Origin of the sequence: Rhizobium sp. SSA_523 (assembly GCF_030435705.1) — a bacterium.
Taxonomy (GTDB): Bacteria; Pseudomonadota; Alphaproteobacteria; order Rhizobiales; family Rhizobiaceae; genus Neorhizobium.
In genome coordinates this window covers 1461561-1483808 of record NZ_CP129382.1, presented here as the reverse complement: position 1 = coordinate 1483808, position 22248 = coordinate 1461561, and the positions used below count along the sequence as shown (strand labels likewise).

The 22248-nt window shown below is 62.5% G+C and carries 18 protein-coding genes; 9 read left to right on the top strand and 9 right to left on the bottom strand.

The window, feature by feature from the left end; translation table 11 throughout:
• The first annotated feature begins 14 nt into the window (after nucleotides 1–14).
• From QTJ18_RS15540 to QTJ18_RS15530, 3 genes are all read left to right on the top strand, one after another.
• Nucleotides 15–1394 (top strand): aldehyde dehydrogenase family protein, encoded by a 1380-nt coding sequence (locus tag QTJ18_RS15540; RefSeq protein WP_252751090.1) that lies wholly within the window; start codon nucleotides 15–17, stop codon nucleotides 1392–1394.
• Between the two features lie 8 nt (nucleotides 1395–1402).
• Nucleotides 1403–2548 (top strand): iron-containing alcohol dehydrogenase, encoded by a 1146-nt coding sequence (locus QTJ18_RS15535; protein ID WP_252751089.1) that lies wholly within the window; start codon nucleotides 1403–1405, stop codon nucleotides 2546–2548.
• A gap of 322 nt (nucleotides 2549–2870) precedes the next feature.
• Nucleotides 2871–3587: a ParA family protein gene (locus QTJ18_RS15530; protein ID WP_252751088.1), complete on the top strand. Its 717-nt coding sequence runs from the start codon at nucleotides 2871–2873 to the stop codon at nucleotides 3585–3587.
• A gap of 145 nt (nucleotides 3588–3732) precedes the next feature.
• Here the strand turns inward: QTJ18_RS15530 and QTJ18_RS15525 are convergent, their stop codons facing one another.
• Nucleotides 3733–5151, bottom strand: a complete 1419-nt coding sequence (locus tag QTJ18_RS15525; RefSeq protein WP_252751087.1) for a L,D-transpeptidase — start codon at nucleotides 5149–5151, stop codon at nucleotides 3733–3735.
• Nucleotides 5152–5457: 306 nt separating this feature from the next.
• On the opposite strand from QTJ18_RS15525, the gene QTJ18_RS15520 reads away from it, so the two are divergent.
• The 3 genes from QTJ18_RS15520 (at nucleotide 5458) to QTJ18_RS15510 (ending at nucleotide 7173) form a co-directional block, all read left to right on the top strand.
• Nucleotides 5458–6294 (top strand): DUF4432 family protein, encoded by an 837-nt coding sequence (locus tag QTJ18_RS15520; protein ID WP_252751086.1) that lies wholly within the window; start codon nucleotides 5458–5460, stop codon nucleotides 6292–6294.
• A gap of 130 nt (nucleotides 6295–6424) precedes the next feature.
• Nucleotides 6425–6763, top strand: a complete 339-nt coding sequence (locus tag QTJ18_RS15515; protein ID WP_252751354.1) for a protein tyrosine phosphatase family protein — start codon at nucleotides 6425–6427, stop codon at nucleotides 6761–6763.
• Nucleotides 6764–6831: 68 nt separating this feature from the next.
• Nucleotides 6832–7173, top strand: a complete 342-nt coding sequence (locus tag QTJ18_RS15510) for a RidA family protein (protein ID WP_252751085.1) — start codon at nucleotides 6832–6834, stop codon at nucleotides 7171–7173.
• A 119-nt stretch (nucleotides 7174–7292) separates the two neighbouring features.
• Here QTJ18_RS15510 and QTJ18_RS15505 read toward each other — a convergent pair whose 3' ends face one another.
• The 5 genes from QTJ18_RS15505 to QTJ18_RS15485 all read right to left on the bottom strand — a co-directional run bounded on the left by QTJ18_RS15505 (nucleotide 7293) and on the right by QTJ18_RS15485 (nucleotide 14509).
• Nucleotides 7293–9485 (bottom strand): putative bifunctional diguanylate cyclase/phosphodiesterase, encoded by a 2193-nt coding sequence (locus QTJ18_RS15505; RefSeq protein ID WP_252751084.1) that lies wholly within the window; start codon nucleotides 9483–9485, stop codon nucleotides 7293–7295.
• A 148-nt stretch (nucleotides 9486–9633) separates the two neighbouring features.
• Complete coding sequence (locus QTJ18_RS15500; protein ID WP_252751083.1) at nucleotides 9634–10272, bottom strand: LysE family translocator; 639 nt, start codon at nucleotides 10270–10272, stop codon at nucleotides 9634–9636.
• A gap of 173 nt (nucleotides 10273–10445) precedes the next feature.
• On the bottom strand, nucleotides 10446–12098 hold the full coding sequence (locus tag QTJ18_RS15495) for a thiamine pyrophosphate-binding protein (RefSeq protein ID WP_252751082.1): 1653 nt from the start codon (nucleotides 12096–12098) through the stop codon (nucleotides 10446–10448).
• Nucleotides 12095–13300, bottom strand: a complete 1206-nt coding sequence (gene caiB / locus QTJ18_RS15490) for a succinate--glutarate CoA-transferase (protein WP_252751081.1) — start codon at nucleotides 13298–13300, stop codon at nucleotides 12095–12097. The genes QTJ18_RS15495 and caiB overlap by 4 nt, the downstream gene beginning before the upstream one ends.
• 252 nt (nucleotides 13301–13552) lie before the next feature.
• Nucleotides 13553–14509 (bottom strand): alpha/beta hydrolase, encoded by a 957-nt coding sequence (locus QTJ18_RS15485; protein WP_252751080.1) that lies wholly within the window; start codon nucleotides 14507–14509, stop codon nucleotides 13553–13555.
• 91 nt (nucleotides 14510–14600) lie between these two features.
• On the opposite strand from QTJ18_RS15485, the gene ettA reads away from it, so the two are divergent.
• The 3 genes from ettA (at nucleotide 14601) to metF (ending at nucleotide 18359) form a co-directional block, all read left to right on the top strand.
• The gene (ettA, locus tag QTJ18_RS15480) at nucleotides 14601–16250 is read left to right on the top strand and encodes an energy-dependent translational throttle protein EttA (RefSeq protein WP_252751079.1); all 1650 of its coding nucleotides are present in this window, start codon (nucleotides 14601–14603) and stop codon (nucleotides 16248–16250) included.
• 199 nt (nucleotides 16251–16449) lie between these two features.
• Entirely contained in the window at nucleotides 16450–17469 is a 1020-nt protein-coding gene (locus QTJ18_RS15475; RefSeq protein WP_252751353.1) for an ArsR/SmtB family transcription factor, read from the top strand.
• On the top strand, nucleotides 17466–18359 hold the full coding sequence (gene metF / locus QTJ18_RS15470) for a methylenetetrahydrofolate reductase [NAD(P)H] (RefSeq protein WP_252751078.1): 894 nt from the start codon (nucleotides 17466–17468) through the stop codon (nucleotides 18357–18359). The genes QTJ18_RS15475 and metF overlap by 4 nt, the downstream gene beginning before the upstream one ends.
• 835 nt (nucleotides 18360–19194) lie before the next feature.
• Here metF and QTJ18_RS15465 read toward each other — a convergent pair.
• The 3 genes from QTJ18_RS15465 to QTJ18_RS15455 form a co-directional block, all read right to left on the bottom strand.
• Entirely contained in the window at nucleotides 19195–20364 is a 1170-nt protein-coding gene (locus QTJ18_RS15465) for a lytic murein transglycosylase (protein ID WP_252751352.1), read from the bottom strand.
• 156 nt (nucleotides 20365–20520) lie between these two features.
• Nucleotides 20521–21306, bottom strand: coding sequence for a glycoside hydrolase family 25 protein (locus tag QTJ18_RS15460; protein WP_252751077.1), 786 nt, complete (start codon nucleotides 21304–21306; stop codon nucleotides 20521–20523).
• 270 nt (nucleotides 21307–21576) lie between these two features.
• The gene (locus QTJ18_RS15455) at nucleotides 21577–22224 is read right to left on the bottom strand and encodes a class I SAM-dependent methyltransferase (RefSeq protein WP_252751351.1); all 648 of its coding nucleotides are present in this window, start codon (nucleotides 22222–22224) and stop codon (nucleotides 21577–21579) included.
• Between the last annotated feature and the right edge of the window lie 24 nt (nucleotides 22225–22248).

Sequence of the window (22248 nt, the reverse complement as noted above, 5' to 3'; positions counted from 1 at the left end):
GACTGAGGAATGACATGTCGATGATTCAATGTATTTCGCCGGTGGATGGTTCGGTCTATGCCGAGCGGCCGGCACTGACCCCGAACGAGGCGACGGCTGTCGTCGAACGTGCCCGGAAGGCGCAGAAGAATTGGGCCAGGCGTCCGCTTGAGGAGCGCGTGCAGCTCGTTCTCAAAGGCGTGGCGCGGTTGAACGAGATGGTCGACGAGGTGGTGCCGGAGCTTGCCTGGATGATGGGGCGGCCGGTGCGCTATGGCGGCGAGTTCAAGGGGTTCAACGAACGCTCGAATTATGTGGCGGCCGTCGCGGCCGAAGCGCTGGCGCCGATCGAGATCGAGAGCAGTTCGGCCTTTACCCGTCGCATTACCCGCGAACCGCATGGTGTCGTCTTCGTCATCGCGCCGTGGAACTACCCCTATATGACGGCGATCAACACGATCGCGCCGGCACTGATGGCCGGCAATACGGTGATACTCAAGCATGCCGCGCAGACCCTTCTGGTGGGAGAGCGGATGGTGCGGGCTTTCGTCGAGGCCGGCATGCCGGAGGATGTTTTCCAGAACGTCTTCCTCGACCATGCGACCTCGGAGGAGCTGATCGCCGCAGGCGCCTTCGATTTCATCAACTTCACCGGGTCGGTGGCCGGGGGCCGGGCTGTGGAGCGTGCCGCCGCCGGCACCTTCACCGGCCTCGGCCTCGAGCTCGGCGGCAAGGATCCGGGCTATGTGATGGAGGATGCCGATCTGGACGCCGCCGTCGACACGCTGATGGACGGCGCGACCTATAATTCCGGCCAATGCTGCTGCGGCATCGAGCGCATCTATGTGCATGAAAGCCTCTACGACGCCTTTGTCGAAAAATCTGTCGCCTGGGTCTCCAATTACAAGCTCGGCAATCCGCTCGACAAGGAAACGACGCTTGGCCCTATGGCCAATGCGCGGTTTGCGAAAACGGTGCGTGAGCAGGTGGCCGATGCCGTGGCCAGGGGCGCCAGGGCGCTCATCGATCCCGGTCTCTTCCCGCAGGATGATGGCGGCGCCTATCTGATGCCGCAGGTGCTGGTGGATGTGGATCACTCGATGGACTTCATGCGCGAGGAGACCTTCGGTCCCGCTGTCGGCATCATGAAGGTCGGCAGCGATGCCGAAGCGCTCGAGCTGATGAATGACTGCAAATACGGGCTGACCGTCTCGCTCTGGACGAAGGACGAGGAGCGTGCCGCCCGCCTTGGTGCCGGGCTGGAGACCGGAACCGTCTTCATGAACCGTTGCGATTATCTCGATCCTGCTTTGGTCTGGACGGGCGTGAAGGAAACCGGGCGCGGCGGCTCGCTCTCCGTTCTCGGCTTTCACAACCTGACCCGGCCGAAATCCTATCACTTCAAGAAAGCCTGAGAGACGCCATGAACATCACTGCCAACTGGAGCTATCCCACCGCTGTCAAGCTGGGCCGCGGCCGCATCAAGGAACTGGCGGAGGCCTGCACGTCGCTCGGCATGAAAAAACCGCTTCTCGTAACCGATCGCGGCCTTGCCGGCATGGCGATCACCCAGGGCGCGCTCGACGTTCTGGAGGAGGGAGGGCTTGGCCGCGCATTGTTTGCCGATGTCGACCCAAACCCCAACGAGATCAATCTCGAGGCCGGCATCAAGGCCTATCGTGACGGTGGCCATGACGGTGTCGTGGCGTTCGGCGGCGGCTCTGGCCTCGATCTCGGCAAATGCGTGGCCTTCATGGTCGGCCAGGATCGGCCCGTCTGGGACTTCGAGGATATTGGCGACTGGTGGACGCGCGCCAGCACGAAAGACATCGCGCCCATCGTGGCGGTGCCGACGACGGCCGGTACCGGGTCCGAAGTCGGTCGCGCTTCGGTCATCACCAATTCCAAAACGCATGTTAAGAAGATCATCTTCCACCCGAGATTCCTGCCGGGCGTCGTCATCTGCGATCCGGAGCTGACCATGGGCATGCCCAAGGCGATTACCGCCGGCACCGGCATGGATGCCTTCGCGCATTGCCTGGAAGCCTATTGCTCGCCCTTCTTCCACCCCATGAGCCAGGGCATTGCGCTGGAAGGCATGCGGCTGGTGAAGGAATTCCTGCCCCGTGCCTATCGCGAAGGCACGGATCTGGAGGCGAGAACGAATATGATGGCCGCAGCCGCCATGGGCGCCGTCGCCTTCCAGAAAGGTCTCGGCGCCATTCATGCGCTGTCGCATCCGATCGGCGCCGTCTACAACACCCATCACGGCATGACCAATGCCGTTGTCATGCCGCCCGTTCTCACCTTCAACCGCGAAGCAATCGAGGAGAAGATCGAGCGCGCGGCGGCCTATCTCGGTATTTCCGGCGGCTTTGACGGCTTCTTCGATTACGTTCTGTCGCTCAGGGCCGAGTTGAACGTACCGGCCAATCTGACGGCCATGGGGATCACGCCGGAGCGGATCGACGAGCTTTCGGCCATGGCGCTCGAAGATCCCTCTTGCGGCGGCAATCCGGTGAAGATGACGCCGGACAATACGAAGGCCCTGCTGCGCGCCTGCTTCTGATCCGGCAACCGCCGGGTGCCGCAGTCTCGGCAGGCCTACAGGCTTCAACAAAGCGTTGAACGGAGAGGCATCGAAAGATCCTCTCCGTCTTTATCCGGGAAGGATGCGGCCTGCGAGACTTGTTGACAGGTTCGACGTCGCGGCAGGCTGACGAACGCTCTCGCGGCGGCGGATCGGCCGTCTAGCTGAACTACTGAGTAATATTGACTAGTTCTAAATTTACCCATTGTTAACCCAGTTCTTCGAGGATTTGTATCGTCGGCACCATGTCAAATTCGGTGCATGCCAGAGCGATGCGGCTCGCTTTCATCGAGGATACGAAATGCCAGTCATCTCATTTGCAAATGCCAAAGGCGGGGCCGGAAAGACCACCGCCGCGCTTTTGCTTGCCACCGAACTCGCACATCAGGGCTACCGCGTAACCCTGATCGATGCCGACCCCCAGCGCTGGATCAGCCAGTGGCATGACATGTCCGGCGCGGTGCGCAATATCACGATCATCACGGAGGTGACGGTCGCTTCGCTCCAATGTCATCTGCGGGAAATGGCGGCGGCCACGGATTATTTCATCATCGATCTCGCCGGTGCCCGCGATGCCCTGGTCACTACCGCGATCGGCCTTTCCGATCACGTCTTCATCCCCATCCAGGGTTCGGCCATGGATGCCAAGGGCGGTGCGCAGATCCTCGATCTTCTGGCGCTGATGAGGGACAAGGCCGGTCTGGCCATTTCTCATTCGGTTGTCCTGACGCGCGTGACGCCGATGGTGACGACACGTTCGCTGCTGGCCATCAAGGGCCTGCTCGCCCAGCGCGGGGTGAACGTGCTGAATACGCCGATCGGCGAGCGCACCGCTTTCCGCGAAGTCTTCGAAGCCGGCGGCACGCTCTATTCGCTCGACCCGGCGAAAGTCTCCAATCTCGACAAGGCCCGCGACAATTCCCGTGCGCTTGCCGAAGAGATCAAGCAGCTGATGCCGGTGCGGATTGTGCGAAGCGGCACGCCGCGGGTGCTGAACTTCCGGCGGGACGCTGCCTGAAAAGACATTTCGATCCGTCGCCAATGACAAAGAGCGCCCGATGAGGCGCTCTTTGACTGCTGACGAAGGCTCGTCCTTTATGTGCGCTGACAGGTTTGCCAACGAATGGAGAGCGCCCGGACGGGGCGCTCTATGGCATTTGCGGTCAGTCGACGAATTCCACCACGGTGCCGGGCTTCACCATTTTCGCCAGTTCGGTCGCGTCCCAATTGGTCAGGCGGATACAGCCATGGCTGTTGGTCTTGCCGATCTTGGACGGTTCCGGCGTGCCGTGAATGCCGTAAGTGGGCTTGGACAGCGCGATCCAGACCGTTCCGACGGGACCGTTGGGGCCGGGCGGGATCTGCAGGATCTTGTCATTGTCGCCCTGCTTGAAGTTGATCTTCGGATTATACGTGTATCCGGGGTTGAGCGCGATCCGCTCCACCGTATGCGTGCCCGAAGGCGAGGGCGTGTCGGAGGACCCGATCGTGGCCGGATAGACGGCGACCAGCTTGCCGTCCGACCCATAGGCAAGCACCTGCTTCTTGGCCTTGTCGGCCAGGATGCGGACGACTTCGCCGGTCTTGGGCTGGCCCGGATTGACAACCTTGATGATCGTGCCGGGAACGCTGAAATCGGCGTTCGGGTTGAGGTTCTTCAGATAGGCTTCGTCCATGTGGAAGCGCTCCGCCAGCGCCTCCGTCACCGAGGTGTAGGACATGGCCGGCAGCTGCGCCTTATGGGCATAGTCATCCGGTATGGATGCTACATAAGGACCGGCGGCATCGGCAGCGGTGATCGTATAGTCGACGATCGGCAGGCCGCCGGAATAAGAGAGCCGCTGCATGATTTCTTCGGAATTGTTCGGATCCAGCGTTTCGCCCGTCATTTCCTGCCAGGCGGCAATGGCCTTGTTGACGTTTTCGCCCTGATGGCCGTCGATCACGCCCGGCGAAATGCCCTGCCGATCCAGAAAGACCTGCAGCGCAACGATTTCGGCCTCCGCCTTCTTCGTCATCGAAATGACAGGCTTGTTGCTCTGCGGAGCGATGGTCGGCTGGGGCAGGGCCTGCGGTGCGATGGAGGCTTCCTGCTCTCCGTCGTCGAAAATGGCGCCGTCCTCGTCGAGCGGCAGCCGGATGATGGCCGAATCACGGGGCACGCCGCCGGGAATGGTACCCGTCACGTCGCCGGGCTCGGAGCCGGGTCGATATTCGCGGAAATCACGATAATTGCCGCCCTGTTCGCCGCCCGGGCGATAGGAATAATCGCGGGCCGGAGGCGGGGGATAGGTCTCGTCATAGGCGCGGCCGCCGCCTTGCACTTCCGTCGCAATCAGGTTGCCGTACCGATCGTAGAGAACGCGCCGCCCCATCCCGTCGCGGCGAACCACAACTTCGCCTGCTTCCGGCATATAATCCAGGATGGCGCCGTCGGGCGTCACGAGGACGGTGTCCGAGCGGTAGTCACCATAGCGGCTCTGCGCCTGCGCCTTTTCGGCGGAGACGAGAGAGAGGCCGAAGCCCAGGCTTATTCCCAAGCCGATGCTAAGGCCGATGCTTGTCAGAGGTGCAGACTTCACGATATCACCAATTCCGGTTACGACAGACAACGGCGGGCAGCCCGCCTCGTTCCCAACGCTTCAAGGCTTTTCAAAGACAGGCAAATTTGTCGTCAGTGTGGAAAAATAAGAAGTCATGGTGAACGATCAATGAATATGTCGTGGAAGCGGATGACTTTGTGTTGATGCCGGCAGGGTAGGGCTTTCCGGAACCGCCCTTTGGGCCTTGCGTGCTTGTGCATTTGCCGGGAACGTAAGGCCGAAAGTCAGCGGGTCCGGGGCATTCGACAGAAAGCCCGAGGCTTGACCGGCAAAGGGAGGCCTATTGTGAAGCTATTTGCCGCGGCCCGGGGGCCGAAACTGTTCCTGGATGAGAAAAGCGTCCTCGATATCGGCGCCTGCCTTGTGGATGCCACCGATGTGGCGCCCGGTCGTGCCATCCCCGATGACGGAGATCCGCGAATCGATCATTCGCTGGAGGGTTTCCTGTTCACCTGCGGGCCGGATCACATCCGCCATCCGGTGCCTGTGGGCGGCAATGCCGGGAAGCGCTTTCCGCTGCACGGCTCCTTCTCCGGCAACAAGGCCGATATCCTCTTCTGGGATGCGCAGGGCGAGGATGCCGAATGCACTGCGCGCATTGCCGTCACCACCGCGGAGGGTGGAGAGGCGCTGCTGGAACGCCGCTACCGGATCAGCGGCGAAACGGGCGAGGTTTGCCTGACCGACAGGGTCACCAATGTCGGGTCGCTGCCATTTGCCAAAGTGCACATGTACCACATGAACCTCGGCGCCTGGCTGTTCGACAGCCATGTGCGCCTGACGGGCCGCATGCTGGAAGGCGGCAGCCTTGCCTGGAATTTCGGCGAGGAGCCGGGCGGTGTCTTCTGCGTGCCGGCCCGCTCGCAAAGCGAGGATTGGGCGGAGGTGGCGCTTGGGCCGATTGCCAGCCTGGGAGGCGTGACGCTGAAGGTGAAGTTCAAGACCGATACGCTGCCTTATCTCCAGGTCTGGCGCAATCAGAAGGCTCCCGCGCATGTGCTCGGCATCGAGCCGGTCTCGCATCGCCTGGCAAGCCGCGAGGAGCTTTCGGCCTCGGGTGAGCTTCATGTGCTCGCGCCCGGAGAGAGCGTCGATTACGCCCTGCGCTTCGCCTTCGGCTGAGCCGCCTGCCTTGGCCGACCCGTCCCCCGGGCCACCCGTCCCCCGGGCCACCCGTCATTGACGTGCGCTTGGTGCCATCGTAAGGGGTAGCCTGGTTTTTTGAGAGTGTTTACGCCGGAGGCCGACGATGATAGAAATCCGCCAGATCAACGATGAATATTCGGTGACGGGGCAGATTACCCCGCAGGACCTGGACGAGATCAAGGCGATGGGCTTCCAGTCGATCGTCTGCAATCGCCCGGATGACGAAGAGCCCGGCCAGCCGAACTTCGCAGAGGTGGCGGCCAGGGCCGAGGAATTGGGACTGAAGATCGCGCATGTGCCGGTGGGCCGCATGGGCGTGGATGCCGAAGCCGTCAACGGCATGGTCGACGCGCTGGATGATCTGCCGCGCCCCATGCTGGGCTATTGCCGTTCCGGCGCCCGCTCCACGGCCATTTACGAGAAGAGCCAGCACCTGCGCGGCTGAATGCGGCAGGCTGTCTCAGCCTCTCCCCGTCCGATTTTCCCCCGCTCATTTCCATGAGGAGTATTTTCATGAGCATCAAGCGTATCGAACCCGGCAAGCGCATGAGTGGCGCCGTCGTTCACGGCAACACCGTCTATCTCGCCGGCCAGGTCGGTGAAGGCACCTCGGTGACGGAACAGTCGAAGTCGGCACTGGCCGAAGTCGACCGCCTGCTCGCTGCAGCCGGTACGGACAAGTCGAAGATCCTGCAGACGATCATCTACCTCTCCGACATGTCGACATTCGGCGAAATGAATGCCGTCTGGGAAGGCTGGATCGATCCGGCGAACCCGCCGGCGCGCGCAACCTCCGAAGCCGCTCTGGCGACCCCGGATTACAAGGTCGAGTTCATCGTCACCGCTGCTCTGTGAGCAGAATGAGAGACTGAGTCAAAAACCCGGCGGATCTTGCTGATCCGCCGGGTTTTTTTAATCGCCGAAGAAAGCGTCCTTGCTCCCGTGATTTGCGCCGGCAGCCTTCGCATCGGGCCTCATGAGCTGTGGATGCGGGATCGACGGGTCGAGCCGGCGTCACGCGGCCGCTCCGCACGGGCTTTTTCAAAGAGGGAGCGCGCCTCTGCCGCCGGCATGGGTTTGCCCAGAAGATAGCCCTGCAACTCGCCGCAGGAATGGTCGGCAAGATAGGCCGCCTGTTCGGGATGTTCGACCCCTTCGGCCGTAACCGCCATGCCCAAAGATTGCGCAAGCGAGATGATGGCGGGGACGATGACTTCAATCCTGGCTTCCGATTCCGCCCTGCTCGAGGCGCCGAGGAAACGGCGATCGATCTTGATCTTGTCGATGGGAAAGGATGTGAGATAGCCGAGCGAGGAATAGCCATAGCCGAAATCGTCGAGCGCGATGCGCACGCCGAGCGCCTTCCATTGTTCGAGCTGCGCGCGCGTGCTCGCTTCCTCGCCGAGAAAGACGGATTCGGTGATCTCCAGTTCCAGCCGATCGGGCCGAAGCCCGCTGCTTGAAAGGACATCAGCAAGAATGGCCGGGAAGCGACCGCTCGACAGCTGCAGCGGCGAGACATTGACCGCGACCCGGGCCCAATCGGGCCACTGGACGGCCTCCTGGCACGCCGCTCTCAGCACCCATTCGCCGAAGCCCTCGATCAGGCCTTCCTCCTCGATGATCGGAATGAAGATCTCGGGTGAGATGAAGCCTTCAGTGGCGTGCTTCCAGCGCGCCAGCGCCTCGCAGCCGACCACGCGATGGTCGCGGCTGGAATATTGCGGCTGGTAATAGAGTTCGAACGCGTTGCCGGCAATTGCGGCGCGTATGTCTTCCGTCAGGCGGATGCGCCGGCTTACCGCCAGCCGCATGGCAGGTTCGAAGAAGGCAAAGCCGCTGCGCTTCTTCTTCTTCATTTCGTACATGGCAATGTCGGCATCGCTTATCAGTTCGGCCGCCTCGAGGCTTGAGCCGGAATGGATGCCGATACTGACGCCGACGCGCATGGCCACGCCCTCGTGCAGAATGGGCTCCTGCAAGGCGCAGACGATGCGACCGGCCAGCGCCGCCAGCTCGTCCCTTGTCGGTGCCGGCGTCAGGAGCGCGACGAATTCGTCGCCGCCAAGCCGTATGACGAGATCGTCCTGTGGCACCGACGTCAGCAGTCTCTGCGCCACGACCTGGAGAATATGGTCGCCGAGATCATGGCCATAGCTGTCGTTGACCAGCTTGAAGCCGTCGAGATCGATGACGAAGCCGGCAATGTCGCAAGCTGCCTCGGTCTGCAGACGTGCCAGGTAATCGCGGAGGAAGGCGCGATTGTGGAGGCCGGTCAGCGCATCGCGGAAAGCGATGGTGCGCAGCTCCGCTTCGCGCTCGCGCAGTTGCGCTTCGGTCGCGATCTGCTCGGTAATATCGATCCGCCGCGACATGGTTGCCCCGGTTTTGGAGCGCGACCGGGTATAGATATAGGTCCGGCTGCCGATCTTCTGGATTTCGCGTTGATGGCCGACCAGGGACTTCGCTTTGTGAGCGCGTTCGGCGAGATAGGCCTCAGGATCGGCGATCGCCAGCGGATCGTCGATGATGCCCGCCTCCAGATCCAGCCGGTAGAGGTCCAGATGCGTCCGCCCGAGCAGCTTTGCCGGTTCCGGATAATGCGGAAAGACGCGGTGATAGGCCGGGTTGGTGAAGACGATGCCATCCTTCTCGTCATAGAAGGAAATGGCCTCATGGCTTTCCTCCAGCGCTTCGAGCACCATCTGGGCCAGGCGCCTCTGGCGAAAGCCGGCCAAAGCGGTGGCGCAAAGCCTGATGACCTGCGCGCAGTGGCGCACCGCGCGCTGCCGCTTCAATCCCGGCCCGAACAGCGCCACGCGGCCCACCACCTTCTGCTTCAGGCAAAGGCTCCGGCCGAACATGGCTGGCTCGCCATCCGGTCGCCAGACGTCGCCTTCCGTGTCGATCCCGCAATGGGCAAGGAAGCATTCCAGGGAGGGGAGGTCTGGCGGGAGAGGCAGACTGCCGTAATCCGCCTTTTCCAGAACCGTCTTGCCGTCGTGGCACACGGTGACGCCGAGCAGGCGCAAGGGTCCCGCCACAACCTCACAGGCGAGATGCAGGTTCCGCAGGACGTCACTCTCCCGCACGGACTCCTGCATGCGCGCAATGGCGCTGACAAAAGCATCGTCCTGCCAGATACCAAGCGCGTTCTCGTCTTCCATGGGATGATCCAGGCTTCTGTCAATCGCAGCCCGATCATCCACGCAATAGATGAAGACACCATAAATAGGGAAATAAATTCGTCCGATTATACTTCAGATGCTTATAAAACAATGATATATACTTGGGTGGTGCAGGTCGACCCTCGTATCAGCGTCTGACGACCTCGCCGACGCCATCGGCGAGAATGCGTGCGCCGATCGCCCCGAAGGCCAGGCCGAAGAGAGCATCGGTCGCCCGCGTGAACCGCGCCTGCAGCTTGCGCACAAGGCCCGTCGAAAACAGGATCGCATAGACTCCGTAGATGACGATCGCCGAGAGAAAGCCGAGCGGCGCAAAGCCGAGCACTTGCGGGCCCGTCAGGCCGGATCCGTAGAGGAAAGTCGCCAGCGCCGCCCAGGCAAGGGCGGATTTCGGATTGGACAGATTGATCAGGAGCCCGTGACGCCAGGCCGAACACGGCGTCCAGGCGCCTTCATTGGCCTTGATCGAGGGCGGTCCGCCCCGGATCGCCGAGCGGAGCGCCCTGATCCCGATGAAGCACAGATAGCTGCCGCCCAGCACCTTCATCACCGTCAGGACGGATGGATAGAGCGTCAGAAGCGCGCCGAGACCGGCCGCTGCCGCAGCAACCCACACGAGGATGGCCGAGGCGATGCCGAGGACGACGAAGAAGGCTGCCTTTCGACCGTGGCCGAGCCCCGCGCCGGCAACGGCGAAGAGGTTGGGACCAGGGCTGATCTGGGCAAGGGCAATACCGGTGAGCGCAATCAGGTAAGCATGCAGCAAAGCGGGTCTCCTCAGCTCCTGCGCCCGGAATGATCAGTCACGGCATCCCCTGGGCGAATAGGTTCGGTGCAAAGCACAGGCATAGGGAGATAGGGCGCTGATGGCCGCGGCCAAGCGTGGATGAACCTTTCGGGGCGCGCGGCGGCGGCTTGTGCAACCGCCGCTATTTCCCCTCAGGCGGTCTTTTCGCGAATCTGCGTCAGCGTGCGGGTCGGGGTAATGGCTTCCGGCGACAGCATCACCTCGATAATGGCCGGCTTGTCGCTCCTGCGCGCCCGCTCATAGGCCGGGCCGAAGTCGTCGGTCCTTTCGACCCGTTCCCCATGGCCGCCATAGGCTTGTGCGAAGGCGACGAAGTCCGGATTGACGAGATCGGTGGCGCTGACGCGGCCGGGGAACTCCCGCTCCTGGTGCATGCGGATCGTGCCATAGGTGCCGTTGTTGACGAGAACGGTGATGATTGGCAGGTCATAGCGCACGGCCGTGATGAATTCCTGTCCATGCATCATGAAGCAGCCATCGCCGGCAAAGCAGACGACTTCGCGGTCGGGGAAGAGCTGCTTGGCGGCCACTGCCGCCGGCAGTCCGTAGCCCATGGAGCCGGATGTGGGAGCGGCCTGCGTATTATAGGCCTGGAACCGGTGAAAACGGTGCAGCCAGGTGGCATAATTGCCGGCGCCATTGGTGAAGATCGCGGTCTTCGGCGTATTGTGCTCGATCCAGGTCATGATCGGGCCCATCTGCACATCCCCCGGTCCGGTTTCCGGCGGCGTCGACCATTTCAAATAGGCATCATGCATGGCGGCGGTCCGCTCGGCCCAGATCGGCGAAGCCGGGGCTTCGAGATCCCGCAGGGCTGCGACGAATTCCGCCGGTGCGGCGCATATCGCCAGATCCGGACGGTAGATCCGGCCGAGTTCTTCCGGATCGGGAAAGACATGCACGATCGTCTGCGAGGGGTAGGGTATATCGAGAAGCGTGTAGCCGGAGGAGGGCATTTCCGACATCCGGGCGCCGAGCAGGAGGATCAGGTCGCTGTCCTTGATCTCCTTGGCAAGCGCCGGATTGATGCCGATGCCGACATCGCCGGCATAGGAGGTGTGCATATGGTCGAACAGCATCTGCCGGCGGAAGGAACAGCCGACCGGCAGGTGGAAGCGCGCGGCGAAATCGTGGATATCCGCAACAGCGTCCTCGCTCCAGCGCGTGCCGCCGAGGATGATCATCGGCCGGCGCGCTTCTTTCAGCAGGTCGCCGAAGCGGGCAAGCTGCGCCCGGCCTGGATGGGCCTCGACGCGGGTATAGTGCTGGGCGGCCGGCGCCTCGACCGCGTCCATCAGCATGTCTTCCGGCAGCGTCAGCACCACGGGGCCGGGACGGCCGGAGGTGGCGACGGCAAAGGCACGGGTGACGAATTCGGGAATGCGGCGCGCATCGTCGATCTCGCCGACCCATTTGGCAAATTCGGTGAAGGCGCGGCGGTATTCCACCTCCTGAAAGGCCTCGCGCTCGCGCGCATCGCGCTGGACCTGGCCGATGAAGAGGATCATCGGGATCGAATCCTGCATGGCGACATGCAGGCCGGCGGAGGCATTGGTGGCGCCCGGACCGCGGGTCACCATGCAGATGCCGGGCTCGCCGGTCAGCCGGCCCCAGCAATCGGCCATCATCGCGGCGCCGCCTTCCTGCCGGCAGACGAGCACCTCGATGCCGCTGTCATAGAGCGCGTCGAGAACAGCGAGATAGCTTTCGCCCGGAACGCAGGAGACGCGGCTTGCGCCGTTCGCTTTCAGCGCCTCGACGATCAATTGTCCGCCGGTCTTCATGGGGTCTGCCTTTCTTCCTGTCGCAGGTCGAGTTCCGAGAGAACATCGTCCGTATGTTCGCCAAGCCGCGGGCTTGGCCTGTCATAGCGCAGCGGCGTCCTGGAAAGCACGACGGGCGTGCGCACTCCAGGTATGACCGTTCCATCGGCAGCTTCAAGCTCGATTTTCAGGCCGCGTGCCTGAATCTGCGGATCTTCGAACATATCGCCGATGGAATTGATCGGTCCGGCCGGAACGCCATTGCGGCCGCAGGCGGCCAGAAGCTCCGCTTTCGTCCAGCCCGCCGTTGCGTCGATGAGGGTGGCGCGCAATTCGCCCCGATGCGCGACGCGCGCGCGATTGGTGGCATAGCGGACATCGTCGGCCAGTTCGGCAAGGCCGAGAAGGCTGCAGAAGCGGCGGAACTGGCCGTCATTGCCGACGGCCAGGATCAGGTGGCCGTCTTTGGTCGGCATGACTTCATAGGGGCTGATATTGGGATGGGCATTGCCGAGCCGCACGGGAGATTGGCCCGAGATCAGGTAGTTCATGTTCTGGTTGGCCATCACTGCCGACATCACGTCGAGCAGCGCCATGTCGACGAACTGGCCTTCGCCGGTCTTCATGACGTGGATCAGCGCCGCCTGGATGGCCGTGACGGCATAGATGCCGGTGAACAGATCGGCAATGGCGACGCCGGCCTTCATCGGCTCGCCATCGCTGGCGCCGGTCACCGACATGAAGCCGGACATGCCCTGCACGATGTAATCATAGCCGGCGAGATCGGCATAAGGACCGTCCTGGCCGAAGCCGGTGATGGAGCAATAGACCAGCCGGGGATTGATCGCTTTCAGGCTCTCGTAGTCGAGCCCGTATTTCGCCAGTCCGCCGCGCTTGAAGTTTTCGATGACGACATCGGCATCCCGCACCAGGTCGCGCACGATCTTCTGCCCTTCAGGCGTCGAGAAGTCGACCGCAACCGACCGCTTGCCCCGATTGGTGGCGTGGTAATAGGCGGCCGAGAGATTGTCGCCATCGGCGCCGGTCACGAAAGGCGGCCCCCAGCTGCGCGTATCATCGCCGCCTTCGGGGTTTTCGAGCTTGATCACATCGGCGCCGTAGTCGGCCAGCACCTGGCCCGCCCAGGGTCCAGCCAGGATCCGGGCCAGCTCGATCACACGAATGCCCTGGAGGGGCGGTTTCTGGGGGCTTTCGCTCTGCATGTCTCCTCGCCGGTCTCTTCTCGTCCGTTGCCGTGCCGCACCGTTTCATGACGGCAACTGACGCACCCTCACCCCCGCCTCCGCTTTGCTCGGCGACCCTCTCCCTGAGGGGAGAGAAAGACCCGTGGCGCCGCAGCTTTCCCTTCCACCCTCGGGGAGAAGGTGCTCAAAGGGCGGATGAGGGAAGCGACATCATTCGTCATCTCCATCCCCTCATAGCCCGCGCCGATCAATGCGGCACTTGAATTCTAGTCATGAGGTCATTCCGGCCATGGCGGGCGGCGCGGCGAGATGTGCAGCCGCCCAATCGGCAAATTCGGCCATGGCCTTTTCGCGGCCGATCTCCTTGAGCGTCTCGTGGCGCATTTCGGGATAGATGCGCCGGGTGACCCTGGTGAATCCGGCAGCCGCAAGGCGATGGGAGAGCCAGGCAATCGCCTTGGCGCCATCGGTGGCGGGATCTTCTCCGCCGCCGACGAGGTGGATGGGCATGTCCTTCTTCAGCCGGCTCAGGCCTTGCTGCTGACTGCCGCGAAAGGTGAGGTCGAAGACGTCGAGCCACATCGACACACTGATATCGAAGCCGCAGAGCGGATCGGCCTCATAGGCCTCCACTTCGGCGCGGTCGCGGCTCAGCCAGTCGGCCTGGCTCTTGAAATCGGGCATGGAGCGGCCCCAGGTCTCGAAGGTGAGCCGCGGCAGGATGGCGCTCGGCACATCCGAGCCTTTCAATGCCCGCTCGGTCTTCAGCACGGCCTGCGCTACGCGGCCCATGAAGCCGACGGCGAAGTTGGAATTCCAGATCGCAAGTGCCTGGACGCTGCGCGGGTGGCTGAGCGCCGTGTTGAGCGCAATCAGGCCGCCCATGGAATGGCCGAACAGCAGAACGGGAAGGCCGGGATTTTGCGCGGTCGCGTGATCGGTGACGGCCTTTACATCGGCGATCACCTTTTCCACGCCGCCCGTTTGTGCAAACCGTCCCTGCACCGCATCCGGTGCCGTGGTCAATCCATGGCCGCGATGGTCATGGGCATAGACCTCAAAGCCCCGATCCGCCATGAATTCTGCGAAGGCGCGATAGCGCCCGGAATGCTCGGCCAGGCCATGGCAGATCTGCAGGATGGCCCGCGGCGCGCCGGCTGCGGGCTGGTGGCGCAGCGCAAGGACGGCGCCGGTCGGGCTTGCCAGGCTGGCGGATGTCGTAAACATTGAAGGCTTCCTTCCCCTTGCGCATTGCTCCCGGCCCCTGTTTCGCCTAGATAGCGTCCAAACCCCAAGAGACGCCGGAGCGATTGTCCTTATGGCACGTCAATTCATCTATCACATGGCCGGGCTGAACAAGGCCTACGGCAACAAGAAGATCCTCGAGAACATCCACCTGTCCTTCTATCCGGATGCCAAGATCGGCATTCTCGGCCCGAACGGGGCCGGTAAGTCCACCGTCCTCAAGATCATGGCCGGTCTGGACAAGGAGTGGACGGGCGAGGCCTGGCTTGCCGATGGCGCGACACTCGGCTACCTGGCGCAGGAGCCGCAGCTCGATTCCTCCAAGACCGTCCTGGAAAATGTCATGGAAGGCGTTGCCGACAAGAAGGCCATTCTTGACCGGTACAACGAGCTGATGATGAACTATTCCGACGAGACGGCCGATGAGGGCGCCAAGCTCCAGGACGTCATCGACAGCCAGAACCTGTGGGATCTGGAGAGCCAGGTCGAAATGGCCATGGACGCGCTGCGCTGCCCGCCGGGCGACGCCAATGTCGACAATCTCTCCGGCGGTGAAAAGCGCCGCGTCGCGCTCTGCCAGCTCCTGCTGCGCCAGCCCGATCTGCTGCTCCTCGACGAGCCGACCAACCACCTGGATGCCGAAACCATCGCCTGGCTTGAAAAGCACCTGCGCGAATATCCGGGCGCCATCCTGATGGTGACCCACGACCGCTACTTCCTCGACAATGTCACGGGCTGGATCCTCGAGCTCGACCGTGGTCGCGGCATCCCGTACGAAGGCAATTATTCCGCCTATCTTCAGTCGAAGGCCAAGCGCATGGCGCAGGAAGACCGCGAAGAGGGCGCCCGCCAGAAGGCGCTTGCGCGCGAACAGGAATGGATCGCCTCCAGCCCCAAGGCGCGGCAGGCCAAGTCGAAGGCGCGTATCCGCGCTTATGACGAGCTGGTCAAGGCGGCGGAAGATCGCCGTCCCGGCGATGCGCAGATCATCATTCCCGTCGGCGAGCGGCTCGGCAATGTGGTGATCGATGCGGAGAATATCTCGAAGACCTATGGTGACCGCGTCCTGTTCGAAAACCTGTCCTTCAAGCTGCCGCCGGGCGGCATTGTCGGCGTGATCGGGCCGAACGGTGCGGGTAAGACCACGCTGTTCCGCATGATCACCGGCCAGGAACAGCCTGATAGCGGCTCGATCACCATCGGCGAAACCGTGCATCTCGGCTATGTCGACCAGAGCCGTGACGCACTTGCGGCCGACAAGAGCGTCTGGGAAGAAATCTCCGGCGGCAACGACATCATCAAGCTTGGCAAGCACGAGATGAATTCGCGCGCCTATTGCGGCGCCTTCAACTTCAAGGGCGGCGATCAGCAGCAGAAGGTCGGCACGCTGTCCGGCGGCCAGCGCAACCGCGTCCACCTTGCCAAGATGCTGAAGGCCGGCGGCAATGTCGTGCTGCTCGACGAACCGACCAACGACCTCGATACCGAGACGCTGGGCGCGCTTGAAGATGCGCTGGAGAATTTTGCCGGCTGCGCCGTCATCATCAGCCATGATCGCATGTTCCTCGACCGTCTGGCCACGCATATCCTGGCTTTCGAAGGCGATAGCCATGTGGAATGGTTCGAAGGCAATTTCGAGGACTACGAGGCCGACAAGATCCGCCGCCTTGGCGCCGATTCGGTCAACCCGAAGCGGGTGACCTACAAGCGCCTGACCCGCTGACAACAATCGCGACGGCGATCTCCGCCGGGATCGCCGATCTTGAGATTTGAAAACGCCCGGACCTCGCAGCGCGCGCACAGGTCCGGGCGTTTTCGTTCGGACCAGGCATTGGCAGAAGCGCGGTCCGGTAAAAGCGCTTGCAGTCGGTCCCGCTGTTATATAAAGATATCTTTATATCTTGATCGTAGTGGGATGCATGATGGCTCTGGGCCTCGACAGACTGGTGGATGTGCTGAAGACAGCGGGTGAGCCCACCCGGTTTCGTCTTTTGGCGCTGCTGTCGGCGGGCGATCTGACGGTCAGCGACCTGACGGAGATCCTCGGTCAGTCGCAGCCGCGCATCTCCCGCCATTTGAAGCTCCTCTCGGAAGAGGGGCTGATCGAGCGCTATCAGGAAGGGGCCTGGGCTTATTTCCGGCTGAAGCAGGATGGCGACGTCTCGCCGCTCGCCCGTCTTCTGCTCGAGGCTGCAGGCCCGCAGGATCCGGTGCTGATGCGCGACGGCGAGCGCCTGGCGGAAGTCAAACGGGTGCGGGCGGAGCGGGCCCAGGCCTATTTCAGCCGCAATGCCGCCGAATGGGACGAGCTGCGCCGCCTCCACGTCAGCGACCAGGCGGTGGAGACCGCGCTCCTGTCGCTGATCGGGCCGGAGCCGGTCGATTCTCTGCTGGACCTCGGCACCGGTACAGGCCTCATCCTGCAAATGCTGCAGCATGCCTATCGCCGCGCCGTCGGTATCGATGCGAGCCGTGACATGCTGGCGGTGGCCCGCGCCAACCTCGACCGGGCTGGCATCATGAAGGCTTCCGTACGGCAGGGCGATATCTTCAATCTGCCCATCGAGGCTGGCGATTTCGATCTCGTGATCCTTCACCAGGTCCTGCATTTCCTCGATCAGCCGGATCGTGCGATTGCCGAGGCGGCCAAGGTCGTGCGTCCGGACGGGCGCCTGATCATCGTCGATCTTGCGCCGCACCTTTTCGATTATCTGCGCGAGGAGCATGCCCATTTGCGGCTTGGCTTTTCGCATCCGGTGATCAGCGAATGGCTGGAAAAGCTCGGCCTGACGGTGGAGCGCATTCTGGATCTGCAGCCGGATGGCACGGCAGACGGTCCGGCCCTGACAGTGACCATCTGGCTTGCCCGCGCGGCGGCCTCACCGGCCGCTCCCGGGAGGGCGGCTCCGCGGACACAACTTCTATCGGATGCAACCTCATGACCTCAGCCACCAAGGACCGCTTTCGCATCTCCTTCGAATTCTTCCCACCCAAATCGGCGGAAATGGAAGGCCAGCTGTGGGAAACAGCGCAGGAACTGAAGCGCTACAATCCGGATTTCGTTTCCGTGACCTATGGTGCCGGCGGCACCACCAAGGCGCCGACCTTCTCAGCCGTTCAGCACATGATCGAGACGGTGGGGCTCACCACCGCCTCGCACCTCACCTGCGTGGATGCCGACAGGGCCGAGACGCACCAGGTGCTGGATGATCTGAAAAACCTCGGCGTGCGCCGCATCGTGGCGCTGCGCGGCGATCCCTCCAGTGGCATCGGCACGGCATACCGGCCGCATCCGGAGGGCTATGCCAATGCCGCCGAACTGGTGGCTGCGCTGAAGAAGGAGGGCGACCTCGACATTTCCGTTTCCGCCTACCCGGAAAAGCACCCCGAGAGCCCCGACGTTTCCGCGGACATCGAAATGCTGAAGCGGAAGGCGGACAATGGCGCCGATCGCGCGCTGACCCAGTTCTTCTTCGACAACGACGTCTTCGAGCGCTATCTCGAAGCCGTGCGCAAGGCCGGCATTTCCATTCCCGTCATTCCAGGCATCATGCCGATCCAGAACCTGACCCAGCTCAAGCGCTTTGCCAGCCGTTGCGGCTCGACCGTTCCGGCCTTCCTGGACGATCGTTTCGCCGGCTTTGACGACAATCCCGCCGATCGCGCCAAGATTGCGGCGGAGGTGGCGGCGGAGCAGATCGAGGATCTGATCGGCCGGGGGCTGCACGAATTCCACTTCTACACGATGAACCGGGCGCCGCTCGTGGCAAGCGTTTTGCAGACGCTCGGACGCCAGCCGAGCGATGACAGCCGGGCCGGAGCGGCAGCCTGACACGTAACGCATGATACGCGACGGCCTGTCTCCGAAGACGGACGCGTAGGGCCTGACGGAGGGGGCGATGCGGCGTCCGGCTGCAGGCATCAAAGCCGGCAAAAACTGGAAGCGACGAGATTTGCTCAGCCTTCAGCGGCCCCGATCGTCGCAACGATCCGGGCCGCTGATCAGCAGAGGGCCGTTGGATCCGTTCCGGATCCCTGCACGACCTGTTTTCACTATTCATGACTGTTCATGACTGCGCATGGCGGGAAGCCTGCAATCCGGCGCAATGGCCGCGAAAGCTTCCAAAGGTGGCGTGCGTCTTCTCTGGAAGGGGTGCAACGCCACCCTAGCGTCTACGCCAGGCCAGGTCTTGAAAACGTGGCCTCGGCGTCTCTCTCAGGCTCAGACAAAGAGCATTGAAGCGACAAAAACAAACGCTGCACTGAAGAGGAGGAGATTGAAGGAATAAGTGCGTCCCATGTCCGTCTCCTTGCGTTAACGCTCAAAACTTAATGGCAGAAGACGGGCTTTGAAAAGCGAATAATGTGCTGCAGTGCCGTAAGGCTTGTGGACGACAGACTAGCATAAAGGGTTTAAGTCGCTGAAGATTCTACATTAAAGTGTTGATGAACGTGCCTAACAAAGGGTGAAAAAAACCGCCCGAGCTGTTACAGGGCGTCACACTTCGTGAAGTTTTCGGCCAGCCATCGAACTTTTGTTGCAGTGCGGTATCCCTCGCCGCCGAGAATCGTGCCGCTGAACTGCGGATGTGGCGGGAAGGGCGAACCGGATCGAACGAGGGGAGGCGGATGCAACAGACCTCTGCACCCGCCCTTTCCATCCTGTCTCAGAGCGCGTTCAACAGCGCGGCGGTCGGCCAACCATCCGCCGGCAGCCCCAGGCGCTTTTGTTCGCGCTGGACCGCCCGGCGCGTGCCCGAACCAAGAATGCCGTCGATTTCGCCGACATCGTGATCCTTGGCGTCGAGCTTGGCCTGAAGAGCCTTCATCTCGTCGATCGTCAGACCCTGTTCCGGATTGCCCTTCTGATAGGGCGGGGCCCCGGAAAGCCGGGTCGCGAAATAGGCGGCCGAGGTCGTGTAGATGAAGGACTTGTTCCATTCGAGATAGATGGCGAAATTCGGATAGGTCAAGAAGGCCGGCCCCTTACGGCCCTGGGGCAGGATAAGGGCTGCCGGCAGCTCGGAAAATTCCGTCTTGCCGTCGCGCGGCTTCACGCCGAGCTTGAACCACTCGCCTGCCGGCACCTCATTGCCGAGACCGGATTTTTCCCAAGGCAATTCCTCCGGCAGTTCGACTTCCTGAATCCAGGGCTCGCCGGCGCGAAAGCCGAGGCTCTTGATGAAGGAGGCGGCGGTCAGAATGGCGTCCGGCGCGCTGGTCTTGACATTGACGTGACCGTCGCCATCGCCATCGACGCCATGGGCGATGATGTCCTTGGGAAGCATCTGCACCTGGCCGATCTCGCCGGCCCAGGCGCCGGTATTGCTCTGCGGATCGAGGTCGCCATGCTGGACCATCTGGATGAGGGCGATCAGCTGCGGCCGGAAGAGTTCCGGACGGCGGCAGTCATGGGCGAGAGTGACGAGCGCGTTGCGGGTGTTGAAATCGCCCTGCACGGCGCCGAAATCGGTCTCCATCGCCCAGAAAGCGGCGATCACGCCCGGCGCGACGCCGTAATCCTCTTGGGCCTTCGCGAATGTGCTCGACAGGTCCTGCAATTTCTTGCGGCCGATATCGAGGCGGGCCTGGCTGACGGTCCGCTGTGAAAACTCGAGGAAGGTCTGGCGGAACACGCCCTGCGCCCTATCCCGCGACAGCACCTTCTCATCGATCCGCGCTCCGGCAAGCGCCTTGTCGGCAGCATCGGCCGGGATGCCCTGCGCCGTCGCCTCCGCCTTGACGCCCTCCAGGAAGGCGGACAGGTCGCCGCCACAGGCGGCCGTCGAGGGCGCTGCCGTCTGGGCGAGAGCCGGAGACAGAGCTGCGGCCGTCATGGCCAAGGCGAGCGAAGCGGATCGGAAATAGGAAGATGTCATACGGTGTCCTCGCGTCAATGTGTGGTCTGCTCTCCGCAAGCTTTGTGACGGAAGAGAGGCAAATGCGAACTTCGATGATAAGCTGGCCCTTATCTGGCAGTCGGGCGGTCAAAATCAGGATTTGCCGGCTCGGCCGAGCCAATCCTCCCAATGCCTGGCAGTGCCGTTGAAGACATTGATATCCGTGTCGCCGCCGATTCCCGGAATAACGCCTGTCGACGTATATTGCCAGAAGGACCAGTCACGGCCGGGATAGATCTCTTCCGGATGGGCGGCGACGGAGCGGACCCAGAAGGGGTAGTTGCGGAAATGGCCGACCAGATTTTCCCGATGGAAATCGACGGAGGTGTAGATGATCGGTCGCTTGCCGTAATGGGCCTCGATGCGGGACAGGAAGCGCGCCATGACCGCGCGAACGGCTGCGGGCTCCGGCCTTGTCTTGCAGGTCGGCGAGCCGGGATTCCATTCCACGTCGAGAACGGGCGGCATGGTGAGTGCGCTTTTCGGCACATTGGCTGTGAACCAGTCCGCCTGCTCATCCGGGCCGGTGCAGAAATAGTAGAAATGGAAGGGGGCATGGGCGAGGCCGGCGGTAGCAGCGCCGCGCCAGTTTCGTTGGAAGGCGGCATCCACCCGGTCGCCGCCTTCGGTCGCCTTGATGAAGACGAAATCCACGCCCGCATTCCTGACCTTGGCCCAGTCCACATCGCCGTTCCATTTGGACACGTCAATGCCGTGAATCGGGTGACGGCCGGGATGCCGGTGACCGAAATCCTGCGGGTCCTTGTCCTTGAAGCGCTGTTTCGGCGCTGAGAGCCCGGCGGTGAGCGCCTCCGGTCCGGTCGAGGTGCAGCCCGACAGGGCGGCCGCCATGATAAGGAGTGAGATGATGAAGTGCATGCGTCCCCTGCAAGCCCGCTGGCAAAGCCTCATCAGGATCTTCGCGCGCCGGTGGTCTGTGTTTTTTTGTCCTGGCGGCCTTCGACATCCAGATCTGGTTCTCGAGCGTGCGGCAGAAGAGAATCAGATGTGGAATTTCAGCCATTAGGAATGTGGCAATGCGCGCCACGGTGCAGCCAATGGCGGCAAATGTCAAAACTGTTGCGGCATCAGGAGTAAAGTGCCCCTCACTTTCGCGCGTTCGGCTGCAGGGGAAGCGCCTTGTGGCCCTCAGGCCGGTGCTCTTCGCCGAAGGATGGCGTGCCAGGCATAGCCGCGATAAAGCGGGGCAAAGTGGAGATCCTCATCGGCTTCGAGGCGCTGGCGCTCCAAAGCCTCTGCAAGCCCTGCCCGCGGAGTGACATGGAAGCGCGCCAACCAGCTGCGCAAGCCTGTCCTGAACCAGAGCGGCAAGTGTTCCTGCTGGCCGAAATCGACGATATGCAGCGATCCGCCGGGCTTGACGGAGAAGAGTGCCGCGCGCAAGGCGCCCTCCCAGTCGGGGATCATCGAGAGCGCGTAGGAGACCATCACCCGGTCGAACCCGTCCATGCCGAAGATCGCGGGGGTGAAGCTCGTGGCATCCGCGACGCTCAGCACCGGCTGAACCGCCTTGCCGCGAAAATTGGCGCGGGTGGTGGCCAGCATTTGTGCCGAAATATCGAGCCCATAGAGCCGCGCGGTCGGATAGAGCCGGTGCGCCAGCATGAGATTGCGCCCGGTGCCGCAGCCGATCTCCAGCAGCGACCCGTTTTTCGGTACCTGCAGCTCGCTGATCGCGCGGTCGCGACCGAGAAGGTAATATTTGCGGGTCAGGTCATAGATATGCCGCTGATAGCGATACATCCGGTCCATCCGGGCCGCATGATCGGCATCCATGGCGTGACGATCATTTGCCACGGC

Excerpts from the sequence above, each read along its gene's own strand:
- QTJ18_RS15485 (WP_252751080.1), bottom strand. The coding sequence starts at position 14,509 with ATGTTTACGACATCCGCCAGCCTGGCAAGCCCGACCGGCGCCGTCCTT.
- caiB (WP_252751081.1), bottom strand. The coding sequence starts at position 13,300 with ATGCAGAGCGAAAGCCCCCAGAAACCGCCCCTCCAGGGCATTCGTGTG.
- QTJ18_RS15455 (WP_252751351.1), bottom strand. The coding sequence starts at position 22,224 with ATGGATGCCGATCATGCGGCCCGGATGGACCGGATGTATCGCTATCAG.
- QTJ18_RS15475 (WP_252751353.1), top strand. The coding sequence starts at position 16,450 with ATGGCTCTGGGCCTCGACAGACTGGTGGATGTGCTGAAGACAGCGGGT.
- metF (WP_252751078.1), top strand. The coding sequence starts at position 17,466 with ATGACCTCAGCCACCAAGGACCGCTTTCGCATCTCCTTCGAATTCTTC.
- QTJ18_RS15540 (WP_252751090.1), top strand. The coding sequence starts at position 15 with ATGTCGATGATTCAATGTATTTCGCCGGTGGATGGTTCGGTCTATGCC.
- QTJ18_RS15535 (WP_252751089.1), top strand. The coding sequence starts at position 1,403 with ATGAACATCACTGCCAACTGGAGCTATCCCACCGCTGTCAAGCTGGGC.
- QTJ18_RS15465 (WP_252751352.1), bottom strand. The coding sequence starts at position 20,364 with ATGACGGCCGCAGCTCTGTCTCCGGCTCTCGCCCAGACGGCAGCGCCC.
- QTJ18_RS15505 (WP_252751084.1), bottom strand. The coding sequence starts at position 9,485 with ATGGAAGACGAGAACGCGCTTGGTATCTGGCAGGACGATGCTTTTGTC.
- QTJ18_RS15460 (WP_252751077.1), bottom strand. The coding sequence starts at position 21,306 with ATGCACTTCATCATCTCACTCCTTATCATGGCGGCCGCCCTGTCGGGC.
- ettA (WP_252751079.1), top strand. The coding sequence starts at position 14,601 with ATGGCACGTCAATTCATCTATCACATGGCCGGGCTGAACAAGGCCTAC.
- QTJ18_RS15495 (WP_252751082.1), bottom strand. The coding sequence starts at position 12,098 with ATGAAGACCGGCGGACAATTGATCGTCGAGGCGCTGAAAGCGAACGGC.
- QTJ18_RS15530 (WP_252751088.1), top strand. The coding sequence starts at position 2,871 with ATGCCAGTCATCTCATTTGCAAATGCCAAAGGCGGGGCCGGAAAGACC.
- QTJ18_RS15510 (WP_252751085.1), top strand. The coding sequence starts at position 6,832 with ATGAGCATCAAGCGTATCGAACCCGGCAAGCGCATGAGTGGCGCCGTC.